Consider the following 20,534-nt stretch of genomic DNA (forward strand, 5'->3'; position numbering starts at 1 on the left):
TTATCGCACTGACCATTCGAATTCCTTTACCTACTAAAAAGGCATTTGAATTAATTTCAAATATGTTGAGTAAAAAATATGCTCCATGGACGATACCTATGGAGCATTTTGTTATGTGGATAGAAGGGGATTATGTGTCGTTCTGTGGGTGTGTGTAGTCGCCTTTTCCGGCTCTTGACGTGATTTGTATAGTGAAACAAGGTTCGGCAAAGTTCGGCTATTGTTTTAGTTTGGTTTGTAGTAAAATTGGTCAGAGTTTGTAGAAAGATTTTGACGATTCTATTTCTGAAATTCCCTTCTCTGTCAAAATACAAGTCAGCTGTTTTGAGAAATTGCTGCCAGTCGTATGCAGTAAGATCTTGAATTCCTTCCCTGATTTGATAGATGCCATGCCTGATTCAATTTACAAAAGATAAAAAATTGAATAAATCATTCCCAAATTAAATGCTGCGTGGCATACGATCGCGCCAAGAATGGAGCCTGAAAGTTTTTTAAAAACGAAAAACATAATGCTGACCAGGAACATGGATAACACCCAAAGTAACGCAGGTGTTTTTAGTAAGGTCCATCGGCCATCAAGAAAGATAAGTCCAAAATGAGAAATATGGGTGATTGCAAAAGCGGTACTATCGACAAAGGAGGCTTTGGTATCGCCAATAGATTTGGCAAAACTTTCGTGCACAATTCCCCTGAAAAATAACTCTTCACCGATTGGGCTAAACGTCATTCCCGTGAGCGCCATGATGATGAATAAAATCGCTTTACTTTTCTCGTCAATCTCAGCAGGGATTTGGTAAGATTTTCCAATGTAAACGTACCAGTTTTCATAAGAATTTCCGTAAAGTAATTGTCCCATAAAATGTAGCAAAACACTGGCTGCAATGCCTGCAATCGCTGCCATCAACAGCCAGCTATATTTTTTCGTAGCTACAATGCCAACTTTACGACGTCCGGATCTGCTTAGAAACAGGAAAGGAGCAAGCGCAGAAGCCAGCATAATCAGGCCGATAAACCCATAATTTCCGTTTGCGTTGGCTTTAAGGACCAGCATGAAACGGGGGACGCAGATAAGGAAGACCAGAAAAAGACCAAATTTCCAGTTGAAATCAAAAAATCGTTTAACGGATGGTTTTAGCTCGTTTTCCATGTTTTTTATATGAAGTGACGAAACTAATACTTTGTCAGGGTTTTATGCAATGTATCGGGTGTTTTGTATTAAAAGGAATGACGAGACCCTGTCTTGGGATCGAAAGGTTTTTAAATTTTGCAAGTTCAAAAAAGTCGGATAAATTAGGAGATAAATAAGAAAATATTTAAATCATCCGACTTTATGCGACGACTATACCGGCTTTCACTGCTGTTAGTTTTGACCACTTCAACTACAGTTGCCTACTGCCAGAAATATGAGGCGGAGGCGATTCAATATAAAAAGTTGGCTGATAGTTTGAGTGAAGCGAAAAGTCACCGAATGGCAGCAAGCGCGTACGTTATGGAAGCAAAATTTCGTCGTATGGATGCGTTTAAACGGCAGGCAAATGTTGATGCCGCATATCATTATGTCCAGGCAAACATGGTGGACAGTGGGATGGTCTGTATGGAAACTGCTGTACGGAAATATGGGTATAGGAGTAATGGCTGGATAGATTCAGACCCGGCGATGGCGGGTTTAAAAAATCACCGGAGCTACGCTGCACTGCGAAAATTTATTCTTGAAAAAAAGAAAAACGAAGAGGATCCGGCCAATGCTGCACTGATCACGAGTGATATTGATCTTTTCTGGAAGGTTTACGACCGGTATAAACTGGATACAGCAAATGCTGAGCATCGTTTTTTAACAGAATATTTCGAAAAGGGAACGGTCGCGCTTCAGGAATATTTTCGAATTAAAACGCCGAATATCGGAGGTATCAAAGGTTTTGTGGAAAACATGCGGACGATGCCGGCATATTATCAAAGTATCAGGGGAAATACCTTGAAAACCCAATTTTTGAAGGATAGTATCCAGATTGTTTTCAGGAAGTTGAAAAGCTGGTATCCGCCAAGCACATTTCCAAATACAACCTTTGTGATCGGGGGATGGAGTTCAGGAGGAACAGTGACTGAGGAGTATGGGGCGCTTGTAGGAACTGATATGCAGTCGTCAGATGAAAACACGGTTCTAACTGAACTTAATCCATGGCAAAAAGGGAATCAAATTCCTTTTAAAGAAATGAATCATGTAGTTGCACACGAACTTATCCATGTTCAGCAGACTGAGATGGAGGGCGACACCACCTTGTTGTCCTACGTTTTAGTGGAGGGCATGGCTGACTTCCTCGGAGAGCTCATCAGCGGAAAAACTGCAAATCATAGGCTTCATATCTGGGCCGTGGGGAAGGAAAAAGCAATATGGTCGGATTTTAAAAAGGAAATTTATCTAAACCGTTACTCCAACTGGATCGCTAACAGCAGTCAGGAAACACCTGACCATCCGGCTGACCTTGGTTATTGGGTTGGATACCAGATCTGCAAAGCTTATTTTGAACAAAGCAAAGATAAAAAGCAGGCAGTTTTTGATATGCTCAATATCAAGGATCACAGAAAGTTCTACGTTGAAAGTAAGGTAGAAGAAATGATATCTGCGATTAAATAAATATCTTCCTTAATCTCGTCAATGAAAAAGATCACCATTACTCCAATTCCCTGACCTTTCCCATCAGATCATGGAAGATTTGGCTATTACGATTTAGATGGCCAAAGGTGCCTTCGTCAATCAGAATACCGTCTTTTAAAATATATATATAGTCAAATTTGGGAAGCAGATGAAGCCTGTGAAGCGCCGATAAGATGGCCTTGTCTTTAAATTCTTCAAACATATTGTCATAGATCAAAGCTTCTGTTTTAGGATCGACACTGCTCGTAGGTTCGTCCAGAAGGATGATATCGCTGCTTCTGGCGGCCAAAACACCTCTGGCCAATGCTAAACGCTGCTTTTGTCCGCCAGAAAGATTGACCCCCTTTTCCTGTATATTGGATTCCAATCCATTCGGTAATTTTTCGATGACGCTGCTGAACTGAGCGGTTTCACACACTTTCAGTATATCTTCCAGATCAAAAGGAAGTCCGAGTGTTATATTGTAAGCGATCGTATTTTCAAATATTTCCGGATCCTGCGGAAAAAGTGTGACTGCCTCAGAAAGTATATCAAGTGGTAGATTTTCGGCATTGTCAACTGTTAACACAGCTCCTTTTTCAGCGTCGTAAAGTCCTCGAAGTAATGCCAGAAGCGTACTTTTTCCGCTTCCGCTTTCGCCGATAAAAGCGACTCTTTCACCACGGCGAATCCTTAGATTCAGACTGTGAAGACTATGGGCTTTTTTGTTAGCTTCGTACGTTTCAGAATGCGAAAAACTTAGATTGTTAATTGTTATTTCCTTCCAATTTTCCGGCAGAGTATCAATAGTTTCCGGGCGATTTTGGTCATGGTAGGCCTGGCCAATCATCCTCGCAGTCTGCACTTCGGTATTGTACCGGATAATCTCGGTGTATTGCCAGGCAACGTCCTGGAACACGCTGGTAAATTGATTGACGTAACCAAGAAGTGTCACAAGGCCGCCTACTAAAAACACAGCTCCAGGCGTGTAGTTCTGATAAATATAACCGACAGTAACAACAACATAAATCAGTCCGATAAAAAGACTGGCGACAAACCATTTCCATTCGTTGATAAGTACGTTTCTTTTGAAAGGCGGGAAAACATCTGCGACTTTGTTCATCAGGCTGCTTTCCATTCGTTTTTCAAGGCGGAGTGTAATTACCGTAATGATGTTCGACAGACTGTCAAAGAGCGTCGAGGAAACAATATGTTCCTTTTCGTTGGTTTCGTCCAGCGCTTTTATGAAGGGTTTATCAAATTTGAAAATTACCCAAACGGTCAGGATACCTATCAAAACGCCAATAGTCCCGTAAAGCGGTGAAAAATAGACGATGGCGGCAAATGAAAATACGAATTTGGAGAATGCGTGAAGGAACATAAATCCATCCTGAAAAAAATCTCTGAGTGCCTCGTATGCTTTCCTGATCCGGTTTATCGTTGCGCCGCTATGATGATCCTGATGCCAGCGGATCGGTAAATGAAGCGACTGATGATAAAGCTCATCCAGGAAATTTTTGCTCAAATCGAAAGCCAGTTTTCTTTCCATAATTCTGGCTGGTCCATGAAATGCCCATTCCAGAAGTGTCAAACCAATGTATGCGCCTGCATACCACCAGACATTTTCAAGTACGGCGTCACTGTCCTTTTGAACGGACTCAACAAACCAGCCATATAATAAAGGATGAAGTGCCAGGACAACATTGGCCATGATAAACATCCCGTAAATTAAAAGATAACGTTTTTTTTGTTGCCGGGCATACCGCCAGGCTGTCGACAGTAGGGAAATGTATGGATTCTGCATTGAAAAAATCGTTGTGGCGATACAAAGATAAGGTGATGTTTGTTTTCAATTTGCGGCGACCCGGAAGAGATTTTTATCAATTACAGTAGTTTTCGGCGATCCAGGTACTTTTTGCAGCATATAAACAAACCAATCATTTTCCTTACTTCTGAAATACTATGAAAAAACCAATTAACATATTTGCTGCTTTTGTGCTGCTGATGGTCATGGGGAGTGCTGTTACGGATGCTAAACAGGATGGCTGGATTTCTATTTTTGATGGAAAAACATTGAAAGGCTGGAAAGTTGGGAATAATGCAAGTTCGTTTTCGGTTGTGGATGGAGCAATTCAAGTATCCGGACCCGTTGCACATCTATTTTACGATGGGCCGATCAAAAACCACATGTTTAAGAACTTCGAATTTAAAGCGCAGGTTATGACAAAGCCAGGTGCAAATTCGGGAATTTATATGCATACCGAATATCAGGAGTCGGGGTGGCCTTCAAAGGGTTATGAGGTTCAGGTGAATAATTCTCATACCGACTGGAAAAGAACAGGAAGCCTTTACAATATTCAGGATGTGAAAGAAACATACGTGAAAGATAATGAATGGTATACAGAATATATTAAAGTAGAGGGCAAACATATCACCATCAAAATCAATGATAAAACGGTGGTGGATTATGAGGAAACTGACACAGACAAAAGATCTGGCGGTGAAAAAAATCGGATTTTGAGCAGCGGAACCTTCGCCCTACAGGCGCACGATCCGAAAAGTGTAGTTCTTTTCAAGGACATACAGGTTAAACCTTTGACTGAGTAGTATTAAATAGACAGCCTTTCCTGATAAATGATCATTTATCAGGAAAGGCTTTTTTGCGCCTGATCATTAAAATATTTTGGCAGATTCAGTTCAATTCGAATCATTCCTGGAACGATTTCCGGGCAAGGGCGGGCTTTTTTATATGTCTGTTCCTGAAGAAGTTGCCCATCAGTTTATGCCGGATAGAAAACCAGTACGGATGGTGTGTCTTTTAAATAATCAGGTGAAATTTCAATGTGCCATCAGGCCTAAAAGCGACGGCAGTTTTTATATCAATGTGGGCACACCGCTTCGGGCAGAGGGTAAATTTACCCTCGGATGCAGGCTCTTCGCGGAAGTCTGGCAGGACGAGAGCACGTATGGGCGCGATATGCCAGAGGAGCTTGCAGAGCTTCTTGCCATTGACGAGGTCGGGGACAAACTTTTTCATGCGTTATTGCCAAGCCATCAACGCGGGATTATTCATTATGTTGCTTCGTCAAAAGTTGTTCAAACGAGGATTGACCGAGCCATTAAAATGATAGATCGCCTAAAGGTTAAACATTAGAAACGCGCTGGAATAGTTTTGGTACTCTATTGGAGACTTAGAATTATTCACGAAAATTGCACTTGTAAATGGAACACAACCTGGAACCCGGCGACCTTGTAGAATCCTCATTTGATGGTATTTGGAATGTTCAGAATACTGAGAACCAATCTGTGAAATGTTTCCGTTATGACGGAGATTGGGAGAGACATGAAAAGGAATTTGAAACCGACGAATTAAAGGCTCTTTACGCAAACCCGGACAATTTGATAATTCCAAATGCCGCTGTGACGCTTTCGTCTGGTGGCCCGACCTGGACTGTGTCGGAAATTCTAGAGACAACCGCAAAGTGTAAAATGCCTGAGGATTTTGGTTATATGGAAGTTGAACTACCCTTGAAATCACTGATGAATGTCATAGAGAATGAGCAGGAAAACCATGATGTTGATCTGTAAATTCAATTAAGATTAGATAAAATAAACTGGCTGCCCGGCGACACCCGCTTTGGGCAGCTTTTTATTTTCCAAGAGTTATCGCTCGACAAGATATTTAAAAAGCCAATGAAGAAGAAGAAACAAATCAAGTATCAGTCTGGGAATTCGAGTCATCGATTATGCACGCTGATGCGGTTCGTGTTTTCTAAAATGAATCCAGGTTCTTTCCACAAAACTCATTTTGTATAAAAATTCGATAGAAATTTTTCTATATTAGTGCTACAATTTAGTTGACATTGAAAATTGAATGCATTGGATAGACGGCAAATTATTTGTTTTCAATCATGCACACATCTTTTTTGGAAATACTAGATAAAAGCATTTTAACCCATACTTGATCATTATTTTGGAATCTCCTGAGCTTGTACTAACCAAGCCTCATTACTGTATTGCAGTGTGCGGTATGGTTCATAATGTAATTAACGATAAATCTTCTTTACAAGAGCAGATCACGGGATTTTGTGTCAATATTTTTGATGTAAGTAGCTGGCCTCCAAGGTGGTATTTCGATCAATCGCCGGATTTTTACGGATGGTTATACATCCTTTCCGATCTCGGTATTTGTGCAGCATACTTCGCAATTCCATTTTTGTTGCTACGCTTGGTTGTTAAAACAAAAGATACTCCTTTCTACAAGATCATATTATTATTCATTGCCTTTATTACTCTTTGCGGTTTTACGCATTTTATGGACGCCATCATTTTCTGGTGGCCGGCTTATGGGTTTAGCGCGTTGATACGATTTACAACCGCAATTATTTCTATAATAACTGTATACAAGCTTTATAAGAATTTGCCATTGATTAAGTCACTAAGGACTGTTCGGGAGTTGGAAGAGGAGATAAAAAAGCGCAGAGTTGTAGAAGAACGACTAGCCGGCAGCGAGTTTTTATTGTCGGAAGCTGAAAGGATAAGCCGCGTTGGTGGTTGGGAACAGGATTTGATCACAAATAAATTCACCTGGTCAAAAACTGCTTTGAATATTATTGAATTGCCCGCAGACACTTCGGCCGAAAACATCAAATTAATTGATTATTTTGATGATGTAGACAAACCACTTTTAGCCGCGGTTTTTGAAGGCGGCCGCGTCGACGGTGTAAAATGGGATATAGAATTGGTGTTGAATACTTGTACAGACAAAAAAATCTGGGTGCGAATTTCGGGCGAACCACTTTATGTCGAGACTGGAAAAGTAGTGAAAGTGCGTGGGATTTTGATGGATATCGATAAATACAAAACGACAGAAATTGCACTGAACAAATCGCTTGAAATAACCAGTAAGAACAATGGTCAGTTGAAGAATTTTACGCATATTCTTTCTCACAATATCAGAAATCACGCGAGCAATTTGCAGTTAATTTCTTCACTAATAAATAGTGAAAAGTTGGATGCAGAAAATGCGGAGCTATTTACCATGATCAAAAATGTATCGCAAGGCCTGGATGCTACGCTTGAAGATCTTTCGCAGGCCTTAAAAATAAAGGAAAGTATAATGGTGTCTGAACTGCTTGATTTTCATGTGGTTGCTGAAAAGACAATTGGCATTCTGGAATCGGATATTAATGTCAATCATGCAGAAATTATTTTTAATTTTAAGGTTAGGAGAGTACGTTTCCCACGAATTTATCTGGAAAGTATTTTACTGAATTTAATATCAAATGCGGTAAAATATCGAAGGCCTGATGTAAGCCCTTTTATCGAGCTCGCGTCATATAAAAATAACGAGGGATATACAGTTCTGGAATGCAAGGATAACGGATTGGGTATCGACCTGAATCTGCATGGGCAGAAAATTTTTGGTCTGTATAAAACATTTCATGATCATAAGGATGCGCATGGGGTGGGACTTTTTCTTGTGAAAACGCAAATTGAATCACAAGGAGGAAGAATTGAGTTGGAGAGCACGTTAGGTGAGGGTTCTACTTTTAAAATTATTTTCAATGAATAAATTGAATACAGTTTGTGTGATCGACGACGATATGATTTATAGTATCGCGATTAAACACATTATCAAGCGCTCCGAAATTTCTACAGATACACTTTTTTTTAAAAATGGACAGGTAGCACTCGAATATTTTAAGGAAAATCTGACTGATCTGGCGCTGCTTCCTGACGTTATTTTGCTCGATTTGAATATGCCGGTTTTGGATGGGTGGCAGTTTCTAGATAAATATGAGCCACTGATCAATCAGCTTTCAAAAGCAATTCCGGTATATATAGTCAGTTCTTCAGTGGACGAAGACGAATACAATAAGGCTAAAACATTTCAAACCGTCAGAGATTTTATTGTGAAGCCGATAACAGTCGAGAGGCTACAACAAATTGCCGAGGAAATCTGAATGTTAGAATGGCTCAGTTCGGCACTAACGGGCAATTGATATACGGCTTGGTTTCGGTATCAGGTTATACGTAAAATTCTCTGCAAAGTCTGCGTGCAGTATGTTTAAAGCATATACAGTTTTGCTTAACAATAATTACTCTTTCGGAAAGTTCTAAAATCTCTTAACTTTTAAAGGTCAAGTCAAAACCTAGTTCCTGCGGAGTGCGGTAGATAATAACTGCCGGTAGCATTTTGACAACAGTTTCGACCAGCCTCTGACTGCAAGTTGACATGGGTTTTTCCTCCCTGGCAATCTCCCCGATAATGCCACAACCGAATTCCAGTTTACCGAAAAGAAAACGGCACTGAATTTCTAACCAAGGTTCCTTACCGAGACTATATTTCCTTGAAAGTTCGGCTAACAATCCTTCAACCAAAATCGCAAGAAGAACAGCCTTATTTTTAGACAGCCAGATATCATCAAAAGAGTATTTGATTACATCCGGACAAACTCCGAGTTGCCTGCTGGTATTTCGCAGCACAAGCTGAATAAAGTTGAGCAATTGGATTTCTTCCAGGTGCTCTTCTTTATATAATCGTTTGAAAGCCGTAGAACACTGCTCCGTGCTTCGTAAAATTCCTATAAATGAATCAGGAAAGTCGAATCCATTTAATTTTAAAATCAATTGATCTGAGACTGATTCCGAGGCATAGGTTTGCCTGAACAGGTTCTTTTCCATGGCGTAAGGTGTATCGTTTATTGCAGAGGTATTTTCTACCGTAAAAATAATTAATATTACGGATCTTAACTTATTCTATATGACCGTTCACTAACTATTCGAACATATTTGTGGACAAAGTACGCTTCGAAGTCGCTGAAGTCGTGGTTTATAGTCGGGCTTATCAACTGGCATAGTTGTATTATGGGAAAATACAACCAGACTAAAATCAAAAGTACCTATGAAAATGAAAGGCAGAAGCGTAATTGTCTACAATGTTTACGCGCCAACAAATGTGATTTGCATGCTGCGCCCGCGTCGGCAAAATGGACAGTCTATTATTGAAGAAGGTTTTAATATTGAACCGTCCGTTCCTTTTTCTGAATATACAGATTTATATGGGAATTCTTGTCAGCGATTCGTTTTACCGACCGGCCAGGTTACGATTTCAACCGAAGTTCAGGCTCAGGTGGATGCCACTAAGCAAATACCAACTCCGGTTCCGGGATACATTCTTGTAGGAGATCTTCCCGACGAAATTATGTACTATATTCTTCCGAGCCGATATTGTCAGTCCGATTTGAAGGAACTTTCAGACCTGGCTTTTCAGATTGCAGGTAACTTTGTTCCAGGTTATGATCAGGTCGAGGAAATCAGGAAGTGGATTCACAATAATGTTAAATACCAGTACGGCGTTTCCGACTCGACCACTACGGCGATGGATACTGCAAGAAATCGTATAGGCGTGTGCCGTGATTTCACCCATCTTGCAATTTCACTTTGCCGGGCGCTCAGTATCCCTGCAAGGATGACGGTTGGTTATCTCGACAAATTGCAGGAAATGGACCTTCATGCATGGTTTGAAGTTTTCATCGGTGGTGAGTGGTACACATTTGATGCTGTTCAGGAAGTTACAGAAGGATATCGCATTGAAATCGCGCATGGCCGGGACGCTGCCGACGTGGCGATGATTACACAATTTGGGAACGCAACCTTGCAATCGCTTCATGTAGAAGTAAATCTGCTTGAAGCAGAATAGATTTCCGGATAGGAAACTTGGTTTAAATTGAGATTTGAAAGTATGTAAGAACGCAACGAATTATGACACAAGCAATTAATGAGTAACATTTTTAGGGGGAGAATCACCGGCCAGGACGGCACCGATTCACAAGGAGAACTCCGTTATCCGTTTTATATCAAAGCACCGATTATAATTATTGGGCTTTACCTTTTATTTTACATAGCCTGGCTTTTACAGGATGTCATCGTCCCATTTGCATTTGCAGGTTTGCTCGCAATTTTGCTGAATCCGGTGTTTAATTTCTTCGTAAAACGAAAAGTTAATAAGATCGTTTCTATTGTGTTGACAATTCTGCTAGCCGTGCTGGTACTTGCAAGCGTGCTGTTTTTTCTTTCGGCGCAGATTGCTCAGTTCGGAGAAATGTTGCCCCAGTTGGAACAGAAATCTTTGTCCCTGTTTCACGATCTTCAAAAATGGCTGACAGCCCAATTTGGAATATCCACCGAGAGCCAAATGAGTATGGCAAAAGACGCCATGAACGGTGGTAAAGCCTACATTGGAAAAACGCTTGACACACTGGTGGGTATGCTGACATTCTTCGTGTTAATTCCACTGTATATATTTTTGCTCCTGCTTTATAAACCATTAATTCTGAACTTCATATATGAAGTTTTTGAAGAGGATAATGAGGAGCAGGTGGCCGAAATTTTACAGGAAACGAAAAGCGCAGTTCAAAGTTACATTGTAGGACTGCTCATAGAAACCTCTATCATCGCTGTTTTGAATTCAGGAGCACTCTTGCTTTTAGGTGTAAAATACGCGGTATTGTTAGGGGTAATCGGCGCAATTCTTAACCTGATACCATATATTGGCGGCATCGTCGCCATTGGTTTGCCGGTTCTGATGTCTTTGATCACGGGAGACAATTTTACTACACCGCTGCTTATTGTGGCAGCCTACACATTGATCCAATTCGCAGACAATAACATCATTGTCCCACGGGTGGTTTCTTCAAAAGTTTCCATTAATGCGCTGATTTCCATTCTCATAGTTTTGCTCGGTGGGAATTTGTGGGGAGTAAGCGGGATGTTTTTATCCATCCCTTTGGTTGCAGTTCTGAAAATTATTTTTGACCGGATTGATGGACTCAAACCCTGGGGCAAACTGTTGGGAGATAAAATGCCTGAGGATGTACCAAAAGAAGTCGCGAGCTAGTTTTTAGAAATTGAAATTTGCTAAGTAATATTTTTAATAGCACGATTATTTTAGGCCAGTCAGAAATTGTAAAAAACAATTCGGCTGGCCTGATTTATTTAACCTGTTATGCAATCAACAAATATTACCATTATTGGTGGCGGTGCCTGCGGCATTTCACTTTTCATTGAGCTCTTTCTTCAACTTAGAATCGCCAATTCCCATCATAAAGTTTCCATTACAATTATCGAGGAAAATAAGGAAGTAGGTAAAGGCCTTGCCTTTGGCACAAAACAGCCTGGACATATCCTTAATACGCAGGCTGATTTAATGGGCATCCATTTTGCAGAACCCGCACATTTTAGCGAATGGCTCAAAAAACATGATTCAACGGTCGGCGGCGAAGTTGTTGACAATCAGGGAGAAGATCAGGCCTTTACCACAAGAAGACTCTATGGAGACTACTTGAAAGAACAGTTTGATCACTACTTCGAATTGGCGAAAAAACAAGGCATGGCTGTGGATCTGATAAATGAAAGTGCAATAGATATTGAAAAAGAAGGGGACGGTTTCAAAATTCAATTATCTGAAGGGAATAGTAAATCCACTGACTTCGTTGTGTTGGCTGCCGGTACTCCGGTTGCCAATAAGTATGAAGAACTTAACGACAAAAAAAATTATTTCGACTCTCCGTGGCCTTCATCAAAAATTCTGGACAATGTTCCCCGGAAAGAAAATGTAGGTATTTTAGGTTCGAGTTTGAGCGCAATCGACGCATTGATGACTTTGGCTGATAACGATCACCAAGGGCAAATTACATTTTACTCGCTCGACGGTCTTATGCCCAGAGTACAAGTTGAAAAACCGGAACCTTATACCTGTGCGTTTTTAACGGTAAGTAACCTGCACAAAATTCAGAGAGAAAAGTTGAGAAGTCCTTCGGTTTTTGAAGTTTTTCGTTTATTTATGAAGGAGGCTGAAAGTTATGCCGGGGAAAAGATCGACTGGAAAAAGACTGGACGAGAAGGTATCAGAGCTTCAACACTTTTGAAAGCCGATATCAAAATATCTGAAAACGGAGGAGATGCGCTCATGAATATCCCTTATGCGCTACGCTATGAAAGTTCTCAAATGTGGAAGTTGCTTGACGAAGCCGGCAAGCTGACCTTTAAAAAATGGCTGGGCAGCTATTGGGCGGTTAACAGACATTGTATGCCAATTGTCAATGCAAAACGAATTGAAAAACTATTTGACGGAGGCCAGCTCCAGGTGATACCCAAACTGAAAGACGTGGTTTTTGACGAAACAGACGAAACATTTGTGCTGACTTGCAAGAAGAAGACAACCAAGGAGAAGTACCTGATCAATGCAACCGGACCTGCGTCTGGCGTGAAAGATATGAAGTCTGATTTAATACAAAACCTGGCAAAACGTAACCTGATTGAACCTGAAAAAGCGGGCGGAATTAAGATCAATACCCAAACAATGCAGATCATTAATGAAGGGATGTCCTGCCCGAATTTTTACGCACTTGGTCATCTTGCCAATGGACTGTTGTTGGACGTAAATGCCGTGTGGTATAATGTCAGAACAATCGGAAATCTTAGTCAGCATATTATAAACCGCATAACGGGTGAAAATTCTCTTTAAATTATATTCAGAGCTTTTGCCGGTTATGGCATTTATTCCGATTGGGTACTTTGTCAAAAAGTGGATCAAAGTCAAACCGGAATACGTCAGCGGACCGCTCATAAAGGTACTTCTGCCACTTTTGGTATTTTTCAATGTGCTTGATGCAGAGGCTGAGAAACTTTACATACTCCCCATATTTACGTTTTTGCTGGCTTTGGCCATGATCCCTGCTGCAAATATTGCACACAAATATTTTGCAAAAGATTCAAATCCGTTGTTGCTGCGAAGCTCTTTTTCATTTTTTAATATCGCATTTTTTGGTATTCCTACGGTCACAGCCCTTTACGGCGAAGACAAGGTGAGCGCGCTGATCTGCATTTATCTGGGTTCGGCGCTGTATGGTGATACCATTGGTTATTATCAGGTGGCAAAAACGAAACATTCTCCGAAAAAGGCGTTGGTTGAAGTGCTGAAAATTCCATTTCTGTATGTTTTGATAGCTGCTGTAATTAGTAAAGTTTTTGAGGCAGAAACACCGGATTTTATGGAGCCGATCCTGAAAGTGATCAGTCTGGTCGTATCCTGTGCAGGTATGCTGATTGTTGGTTTTCAGCTCTCTGATGTTAAATTTAAGAATCTGGAATTTGGTTATTTTGGTAAAATTCTTGGTTTTCGAACAGTGGCAGCCGTTCTTATACTCGGAGTACTAATGCTGGCTGAACATTTTATTTTTCAGGTTCTCGACGATACAGATTATAAGATGCTTTTCCTCGTATCATTATTCCCTGTCGCTGCCAATGTCACGGTTTTTGCTTCCTTCCTTAAAACTGAGGAAGAGCAGTCTTCTCTACTGGTCTTCCTTTCAGCGATGTTGTCGTTAGTTCTGGTATCGATTGCTGCGTTATTGTTGAGCTAAATTTTTGGAGAATGCTTCGAAGCAGTTTGAGTATCCGATAAATAACCAGCATCGTGATGGAAAAACTAAATTGGATAAAGGTTTGCGATCATGCTCCCTATTTTGAGGAGGAAGACGGGCGTAGCTGGACGCCCATCGGACAGAATGATGCACTAACCTGGCCGGAATTGCAGGGTTTATTTCTGAGGAAAGATGTAAAATCGGTCGACGATTATCTTGCCTACATTTCCTCACATGGTGTGACCTGCCTGCGCATCATGTTGGAATATTGTCAGACTGAAAATCGTTATATTGAACGCCCGGTTGGGAATTTTCAGCGCAATATGGTCCAGTTCTGGGACGACCTTTTTTTACTTTGCGAAAAATATAAATTGCGCGTTTTGCTCACTCCCTTCGATACTTTCTGGATGGTCAGAAGATGGAATTTTCATCCTTACAACGCCAGAAACGGTGGTCCTTGCAAAAGTAAATGGCAATGGCTCAGCTCACTTGAAACCCGGGAGGTTATAAAAAATCGTTTTGCTTTTGTTATCAACAGGTGGGGTGCGAGTGGCGTGATTTTCGGTTGGGATCTTTGGAATGAACTGCATCCACGGCATAATCAGAAAAATGTAGAGGGATTGTCTGATTTTATAACAGATTTGAGTACTTACATCAGGGATCTTGAAAGGAGTTTATATGATAAAACCCATCTTCAGACCGTTTCTGTTTTTGCTCCCGACCTGCGCGATCATAATATGCATGACATCGTTTATAAACATCCCAACCTTGATTTTGCAAGCACCCATTTTTACAAGAAACCAGAGATAGATAGCCCAAGAAATACTTTTGATGCGGCTGTCGCGTCCGGAGATATGGTCCAAGAAGCATTATTGAGAACACCTGAATCAAGACCTTTCCTCGACAGCGAACACGGACCTATCGAGTATTTCAGGCGGACGCGTAGAAATTTGCCGGAAGCTTTTGATGATGTCTATTTTCTAAATATGCAATGGGCTCATTTTGCTTCTGGCGCAGCTGGTGGAGGCATGCGCTGGCCTTATCGTCACCCGCATACCCTAACCCACGGCATGCGTCTCGCCCAAAAAAATCTGTCGGAATTTATTCAGTTGGTACAATGGAATAGTTTCAACAGGAAAAGTCTGAATGATTTGGTAAAAACAGATGATCCGGGAATAACCGTTTTTGCCTGCGGAAATTCCTCTCAGGCGATCATCTGGCTGATGCGGCGTCCGTTGAAAAAACAAAATGCAAGTATTGGAAAAATAAAAAATCAGAACGTTCATTCAATCTCAATTCCTAACCTGACCAATGGAAATTATTCTACTTCAATCTGGGATACCAGATCAGGGTTGATTGAAAACCGAATTCTGGAAAAGACTGAATCCGAATTGAACGTTGAAATTGAATATTTCTTCGACAATATCGCACTGGCAATTACGGCCATTATTTAGTTACTTTTGACTCCCAAATTTTTCTGATGTCGGGTTGTTTAAATACATAATCGCCCACGGAAACCAGCGAAGCGTCAGGAGCAGGCTGGCGGAGATAGGTTGTAAGATCTCTGTAAATCCTTTCCAGATTTCCAGGCCGAAGCAGTCCGCGCGCCCCGACAGAACGTTCGGATAATGCCATACAGCGAAGACAAATTTCTTCGATCATACTTCTGGCCATGTTGACATAGGCAATAATCTGATCGTTGTCGTATTTGCCTGACTGAATTTTATCCGCCGCTTCTTTCACCCACAAATTCCCGGTTTCAATCAAGAAAGACATCTCGGCAATTCTGGCTTTTTGGAAAGTGTCTTCGGTTCTGTTTATCGATCTTAATAATTGATGTGTTTCTTCCAGTACTGCTTCCGCGCCGCCAAGCTGAACTGAGCAAAAACGGATGGCGCCGGAAGAAAAATGCGGCTGTTTGTAATAATCGTTGGGTGCTCCAAGGAAGTCGTTTTTACTGAGAATTATCCCCGTGAAATCCATTCTGAAACTTGCAGAAGCGCGCATTCCCAAAGGCCGCCAGAACGATTTATCCTGCCTGATCGCCGCAACTTTTTCGGTTGGAATAATACACATTTGCCAGCCTTTCACGCCTGGAGATTTTAACTCGGCTGTAACCAACGGACGCTGAATTTGATCACCACCTGAACAAAATGTTTTTGAACCCTTCAAAATGAAATTACCATCTGCGCGCTCGTGAGCGAAAAGACCATCCTGATCCTGCGTGTTCCATACGCCAAAAAGTTTTTGCTCAGAGGTAACTTCATCATACCAGCGTTTTTTTTGGACCGCTGTCCCGTATATATCGATCAATTGAAGCGCATTCATGTGACCTTCAAAGATCCTGCCGACAGGAAGGCTCGACTTGCCAACCAATTTTAGCAGCGTAAAGTTGTCGACGAGCGTGTCTGACCTAAAAGATATTTTTCCCTCTTTAATGGGTTGTGACAAGAGTCCGGCAAGACGCATTTCTTTAAATTCTTCGACCGGGAAATTTCCATCGGTATCACTCAACGCCGCAAAGTGCTTGATTCGGCGTAATACTACATCAAAATCGGATTGGTGTGAAATCATATAGTTGGGCTTGCAAAAGCTGAATTGACTTTTGCAAGCCCAACTTAATAGAATCATACCCAGCACTGACGTTCAGGAATCGGGCTTATTTACAAGGCACTTTTGACAAAAGCAGGCCGTCGAACCGAACTTGATCCGGTTTGGCGAAAACAATTTTCCCGTTTTGTTCGATATGTTCACCAGAAGCTTGGATCAACAATGTATCTTTTCTAAGAAACATCAGCTGCTGTACACTTTCCGAAGTTGCTGTTTTAAAAGTACACATCGCTTTCAGCGTATCACCGAACATTTTTCCAAAAAACGAGCCGTTATTTTCGTCTTTTTCATAAAGCTTGTAGCCAAGGCTACCTTTAATACTGTCGCCATACATGAGCGCATTCATCATAACCGTATCCTTTTTCAGGATTGAGGTGTAGCAAATGTTGAAAGTACTGTCTTCGTCAGAACTTTTCGTGTCAAGTGCCGAATTCTGCGTGGGACTTGAATTGCATGATGCCATTAAAAAGGCGACCAGGATGGTTAGAGGCAAAATTGATTTTTTCATACGTTGTTAGTTTGTGATCCTATTTTTTTTGCTGGTCCTTTGTATCGGATTTTAAAGCATTACAAAAATGAAGCTACCTGGCAGCGGGAAGTATGATCAAACCAGGTTGAAATTATGATTATTGTCAGTTTGAAACAGAATCTCGAACTATCTGCACGAATAAAACAGGGAACAAAGATCTTAAAATGACTGTATCAGTAAAGTAGCGGATACTTTGCTGGTATTAGAATCTTTGCTTAATTTTTCAATGACGATGAGAAATATATTATTAACCTGTTACATTTTTAGCTTTTTCACCGTGCAAGCGCAGACGGGCGTTGATAAATTTGATTTGCGGGTGCTGCAAAAGATAGAAACAACCCGGTCGGAAAATCAGACGAGAATTCTTAAAAGTATTTCAGATGCAAATAACTATGTAAATCTCGCTGTGCCAGCCGGACTGCTCATTGGCGGAATAGTTGATCACAACAAAGATATGCGGCAAAATGCTTTATATATCGCAAGCAGCACAGCATCGACCGCCATATTAAATTTTGCATTGAAGGCACTATTCAAACGACCGAGGCCATTTTTGGTACATATAAGCCTGACACCCATCACCAGACCGTCCCAATATTCATTCCCGTCAGGGCACACCTCTGCCTCTTTCAGCACGGCAACAGCTTTGACCATGGCCTATCCAAAATGGTATATTGCTACGCCTTCATTCATTTGGGCGGGCACAGTGGGCTATTCCCGTATGTATTTGGGCGTTCATAATCCATCTGATGTTGCTGCGGGAGCGCTGTTGGGGGCAGGTACTGCAATAGGTTTTGGATTTATTCGGCCCAAGGATTAGGGCACCTTTCTGATGACAGCCAAGCATAATTTTAGTGTAGGAAGCAAAAAATTCTTGTTTTTATCTAGAATTTTTTCGGAGTAAAATTTTCTTTTTTTGACAACGTAAAGTTTACAATTCCGTCATCCTGGGAATTTTAAAATAGAGCAACTTGCAGTGTCTAATATTATTTATCCCGGATATGAATTTGAAAAAAGAATCACTGGAAATTGTCATTGCAAAAGCTATTGAGTCAGCGCTCGCGTCTTCTTATGTTTTATCTGACAAGTCGAAAAAGCGGATTGAAAAGTCAGCCGAAAAATTGGGCGAAAAGCTTTCTGAATTGTTTGAAAAAGAAAAAAAGAAGGCGTTAAAGAAAACGGATGAGAAGGTAAAAGAGAAAAAATCTACTCTGGAATCTGACAAGGCGACTGATCAGGATTTGTCAGATCAATAGTAATTTTGAGCAGATATGGAAAAAATTCAGGATAATTCCATTTTGTAGATCTGCTCCCGCATCCGGTTTACCATAAAACTGACCGGATGCGAATTTTTATAATTCAGTGCCATTGTTTAGAGATTTCGAGGTGCTACGTTATACCCTTGACAATAAGGTAACGGATTTTTGAACGGATGGCATTAACTTGCGATCAGATTCAATCGTTGGGAAAAATTGTTATGAATTACGTTGCCCTGTTTTATTTTTTGAAAAAATACAAGTTTCTGGCCGTTCTGTCGCTGCATTTTTGTGGCTGTTTTTTTTGTAATTTTTCTTTTGCCCAGATTGAAACAGCAGATCACGCCAAAGAAAATAACGAACAAATCCATAATAATTTCAGCAGGCCTGATTCTGTATTAATTGTTTTAAAAGCAGAATATAACAAAGCTGTAAAAAATGATGACAAGGTAAAGGCGGCGCAATATCTTCACCAAATCGGTAAACTTCTTTTCAGTTCAGGACATTATCCTCAATCCCTTGACTATTTTCTGCAAGCGGACAACATTTTTCGTAATCAGAAACAAATGGCATTGCTGGCCGAAAACCTGGGGTCGCTGGGTGAGCTTTATTACCGAACAACCCAAACGTCCCTCGCCAGAAAACAATTTGACGAAGCACTTTTTCATTACCAGAACTTAAAAGACGACGCAGGGAAGGCTAATGTTTATGGGCATATAGGTCATTTGTATGAGAAACGGCAACTGTATGACAGCTCATTCTTTTTTCAGAGAAAGGCGTTGCAGGCCTACGAACAGATCAATCAAAGAGAAGGTGCTGCCAAAATTTATGAGAATATCGGAAGTATTTATGAAGACCAGGAAAAGTATGATTCGGCTTACTGGTATTTTAACAAAGCCTATGTACTCAATAAGCAACAGAAAAATGACAGGGCACAGATTGAGGTGCTCAATAATCTGGGGGATGTTTTGCGTAAAACCGGCCGCTATCGGGAAGGTTTAAATTTTAGTATGCAGGCACTTGCGATGGCTGAGAAAACAGGAGAATATTACCAGCTGTCCGGGGCTTACAATGACATTGGAAAGGGATATAACTTCCTGAATAAAAATGATAGTGCATTTTATTATTTGTCGTTAAGCAGAAAATTTCTGAACGATATTTATTCCGAGGAAAGCAACAAGCAACTTGCGCTATTACAAACCTTGTATGAAATCGAAAAGAAAGATAAGGAAATCGAAGGATTGACTCTTGCCAGAAAGACAGATTTACTTATCAGTGTAGCAACCGGCGTCGTGATAGTTTTGGTTATATTAATTGCAGGACTTATCATCAGCAGGCAGCGTCTGAAGATTAAAAATGAGCAAAAACTTCATGAGCAAAATAAGCAGGTTTATCAAACCCAAAACCAGCTGATGGAAGTGGAGCTTGAAAACAAAAAGTTACAAGAGGAAAATCTCAGACAGGAACTCGAAATTAAAACCAAAGAATTAAGTAGTTATACTTTGCACGTAATCCGCAAAAATCAGCAGCTTGAAGACTTGCAGGCACAACTTGAAGGGTTGGTTAAAGATGATAAACGTGATCAGAAAAAACAGATCAAGCAATTGTCAGATCAAATTAGTGCGGGGCTCAGCGACGACCAGCATTGGGAAGAATTCCGGGGGATTTTTGAGCAGGTTCACCAATCTTTTTTTGACCGGTTGCAGCAGCAATCCGGTCCGCTTACTTCAAACGATTTGCGACTGATAGCGCTGATGAAAATGAATCATACTTCCTCTGATATATCCACTTTGCTCGGTGTCTCCCAGGATAGTCTGCGTGTGATGCGCCACAGACTTAGAAAAAAGCTAAACCTGCCTCAGGGTGAAAATCTTTCCAACTTCATTCAATCCATTTGAAACGTCTTAACATTGAGATAATACTAAGATAACACAATGATAATGGATATGTGTTACGTGGTAAATATCTGATAATCATATTATTAATGCGGCATTTTCCATTGTGTTGCCTTCTTGTAACGCCTGAAATCCGGATGTTTCCCTTTTGTTAACGGTGCCGATTTGCATCCCGGCCATTTCTTT

The 20,534-nt window shown here is 40.9% G+C and carries 19 protein-coding genes; 14 read left to right on the forward strand and 5 right to left on the reverse strand.

What is annotated here, in order from left to right; genetic code table 11:
* Positions 1-403 precede the first annotated feature (403 nt).
* Positions 404-1,147: a CPBP family intramembrane glutamic endopeptidase gene (locus AC1XUO_RS24660; RefSeq protein WP_483332503.1), complete on the reverse strand. Its 744-nt coding sequence runs from the start codon at positions 1,145-1,147 to the stop codon at positions 404-406.
* 183 nt (positions 1,148-1,330) lie between these two features.
* Between AC1XUO_RS24660 and AC1XUO_RS24665 the strand changes: the two genes are divergently transcribed.
* Entirely contained in the window at positions 1,331-2,632 is a 1,302-nt protein-coding gene (locus tag AC1XUO_RS24665; protein ID WP_483332504.1) for a gliding motility protein GldB-related protein, read from the forward strand.
* 37 nt (positions 2,633-2,669) lie between these two features.
* Here the strand turns inward: AC1XUO_RS24665 and AC1XUO_RS24670 are convergent, their stop codons facing one another.
* Positions 2,670-4,436 carry an ABC transporter ATP-binding protein gene (locus AC1XUO_RS24670; RefSeq protein WP_483332505.1) on the reverse strand — a complete coding sequence of 589 codons (1,767 nt, stop codon included), beginning with the start codon at positions 4,434-4,436 and terminating at the stop codon, positions 2,670-2,672.
* A 158-nt stretch (positions 4,437-4,594) separates the two neighbouring features.
* On the opposite strand from AC1XUO_RS24670, the gene AC1XUO_RS24675 reads away from it, so the two are divergent.
* The 5 genes from AC1XUO_RS24675 to AC1XUO_RS24695 all read left to right on the forward strand — a co-directional run bounded on the left by AC1XUO_RS24675 (position 4,595) and on the right by AC1XUO_RS24695 (position 8,598).
* A complete protein-coding gene (locus AC1XUO_RS24675) occupies positions 4,595-5,239 on the forward strand; it encodes a 3-keto-disaccharide hydrolase (RefSeq protein ID WP_483332506.1) in 645 nt (214 codons plus the stop codon).
* A gap of 76 nt (positions 5,240-5,315) precedes the next feature.
* A complete protein-coding gene (locus AC1XUO_RS24680; protein WP_483332507.1) occupies positions 5,316-5,786 on the forward strand; it encodes a YdeI/OmpD-associated family protein in 471 nt (156 codons plus the stop codon).
* Between the two features lie 68 nt (positions 5,787-5,854).
* Entirely contained in the window at positions 5,855-6,220 is a 366-nt protein-coding gene (locus tag AC1XUO_RS24685; protein ID WP_483332508.1) for a hypothetical protein, read from the forward strand.
* A gap of 442 nt (positions 6,221-6,662) precedes the next feature.
* Positions 6,663-8,207 (forward strand): sensor histidine kinase, encoded by a 1,545-nt coding sequence (locus AC1XUO_RS24690; RefSeq protein WP_483332509.1) that lies wholly within the window; start codon positions 6,663-6,665, stop codon positions 8,205-8,207.
* The gene (locus AC1XUO_RS24695; protein ID WP_483332510.1) at positions 8,200-8,598 is read left to right on the forward strand and encodes a response regulator; all 399 of its coding nucleotides are present in this window, start codon (positions 8,200-8,202) and stop codon (positions 8,596-8,598) included. Before AC1XUO_RS24690 ends, AC1XUO_RS24695 begins: the two co-directional genes overlap by 8 nt.
* Before the next feature lie 163 nt (positions 8,599-8,761).
* Here the strand turns inward: AC1XUO_RS24695 and AC1XUO_RS24700 are convergent, their stop codons facing one another.
* Complete coding sequence (locus tag AC1XUO_RS24700) at positions 8,762-9,319, reverse strand: hypothetical protein (RefSeq protein ID WP_483332511.1); 558 nt, start codon at positions 9,317-9,319, stop codon at positions 8,762-8,764.
* A 220-nt stretch (positions 9,320-9,539) separates the two neighbouring features.
* On the opposite strand from AC1XUO_RS24700, the gene AC1XUO_RS24705 reads away from it, so the two are divergent.
* The 5 genes from AC1XUO_RS24705 to AC1XUO_RS24725 all read left to right on the forward strand — a co-directional run bounded on the left by AC1XUO_RS24705 (position 9,540) and on the right by AC1XUO_RS24725 (position 15,515).
* Positions 9,540-10,337 (forward strand): transglutaminase domain-containing protein, encoded by a 798-nt coding sequence (locus tag AC1XUO_RS24705; protein ID WP_483332512.1) that lies wholly within the window; start codon positions 9,540-9,542, stop codon positions 10,335-10,337.
* A gap of 78 nt (positions 10,338-10,415) precedes the next feature.
* Positions 10,416-11,534, forward strand: coding sequence for an AI-2E family transporter (locus tag AC1XUO_RS24710; RefSeq protein WP_483332513.1), 1,119 nt, complete (start codon positions 10,416-10,418; stop codon positions 11,532-11,534).
* A gap of 108 nt (positions 11,535-11,642) precedes the next feature.
* Positions 11,643-13,163 (forward strand): FAD/NAD(P)-binding protein, encoded by a 1,521-nt coding sequence (locus tag AC1XUO_RS24715; RefSeq protein WP_483332514.1) that lies wholly within the window; start codon positions 11,643-11,645, stop codon positions 13,161-13,163.
* Positions 13,147-14,061 (forward strand): AEC family transporter, encoded by a 915-nt coding sequence (locus AC1XUO_RS24720; RefSeq protein WP_483332515.1) that lies wholly within the window; start codon positions 13,147-13,149, stop codon positions 14,059-14,061. The genes AC1XUO_RS24715 and AC1XUO_RS24720 overlap by 17 nt, the downstream gene beginning before the upstream one ends.
* 56 nt (positions 14,062-14,117) lie before the next feature.
* Positions 14,118-15,515 (forward strand): glycoside hydrolase 5 family protein, encoded by a 1,398-nt coding sequence (locus tag AC1XUO_RS24725; protein ID WP_483332516.1) that lies wholly within the window; start codon positions 14,118-14,120, stop codon positions 15,513-15,515.
* Here the strand turns inward: AC1XUO_RS24725 and AC1XUO_RS24730 are convergent.
* Both AC1XUO_RS24730 and AC1XUO_RS24735 read right to left on the reverse strand, forming a co-directional pair.
* Positions 15,508-16,635: an acyl-CoA dehydrogenase family protein gene (locus tag AC1XUO_RS24730; protein WP_483332517.1), complete on the reverse strand. Its 1,128-nt coding sequence runs from the start codon at positions 16,633-16,635 to the stop codon at positions 15,508-15,510. The two genes, AC1XUO_RS24725 and AC1XUO_RS24730, sit on opposite strands and share 8 nt — an antisense overlap.
* An 85-nt stretch (positions 16,636-16,720) precedes the next feature.
* Positions 16,721-17,179 carry a hypothetical protein gene (locus AC1XUO_RS24735; protein WP_483332518.1) on the reverse strand — a complete coding sequence of 153 codons (459 nt, stop codon included), beginning with the start codon at positions 17,177-17,179 and terminating at the stop codon, positions 16,721-16,723.
* 253 nt (positions 17,180-17,432) lie between these two features.
* Between AC1XUO_RS24735 and AC1XUO_RS24740 the strand changes: the two genes are divergently transcribed.
* The 3 genes from AC1XUO_RS24740 (at position 17,433) to AC1XUO_RS24750 (ending at position 20,351) form a co-directional block, all read left to right on the forward strand.
* Positions 17,433-18,017 (forward strand): phosphatase PAP2 family protein, encoded by a 585-nt coding sequence (locus tag AC1XUO_RS24740; protein ID WP_483332519.1) that lies wholly within the window; start codon positions 17,433-17,435, stop codon positions 18,015-18,017.
* 181 nt (positions 18,018-18,198) lie between these two features.
* Positions 18,199-18,453 carry a hypothetical protein gene (locus AC1XUO_RS24745; protein WP_483332520.1) on the forward strand — a complete coding sequence of 85 codons (255 nt, stop codon included), beginning with the start codon at positions 18,199-18,201 and terminating at the stop codon, positions 18,451-18,453.
* A 176-nt stretch (positions 18,454-18,629) separates the two neighbouring features.
* On the forward strand, positions 18,630-20,351 hold the full coding sequence (locus AC1XUO_RS24750) for a tetratricopeptide repeat protein (protein ID WP_483332521.1): 1,722 nt from the start codon (positions 18,630-18,632) through the stop codon (positions 20,349-20,351).
* Positions 20,352-20,534 lie beyond the last annotated feature (183 nt).

This window comes from Dyadobacter sp. HNCC25DJ186, from assembly GCF_056895235.1.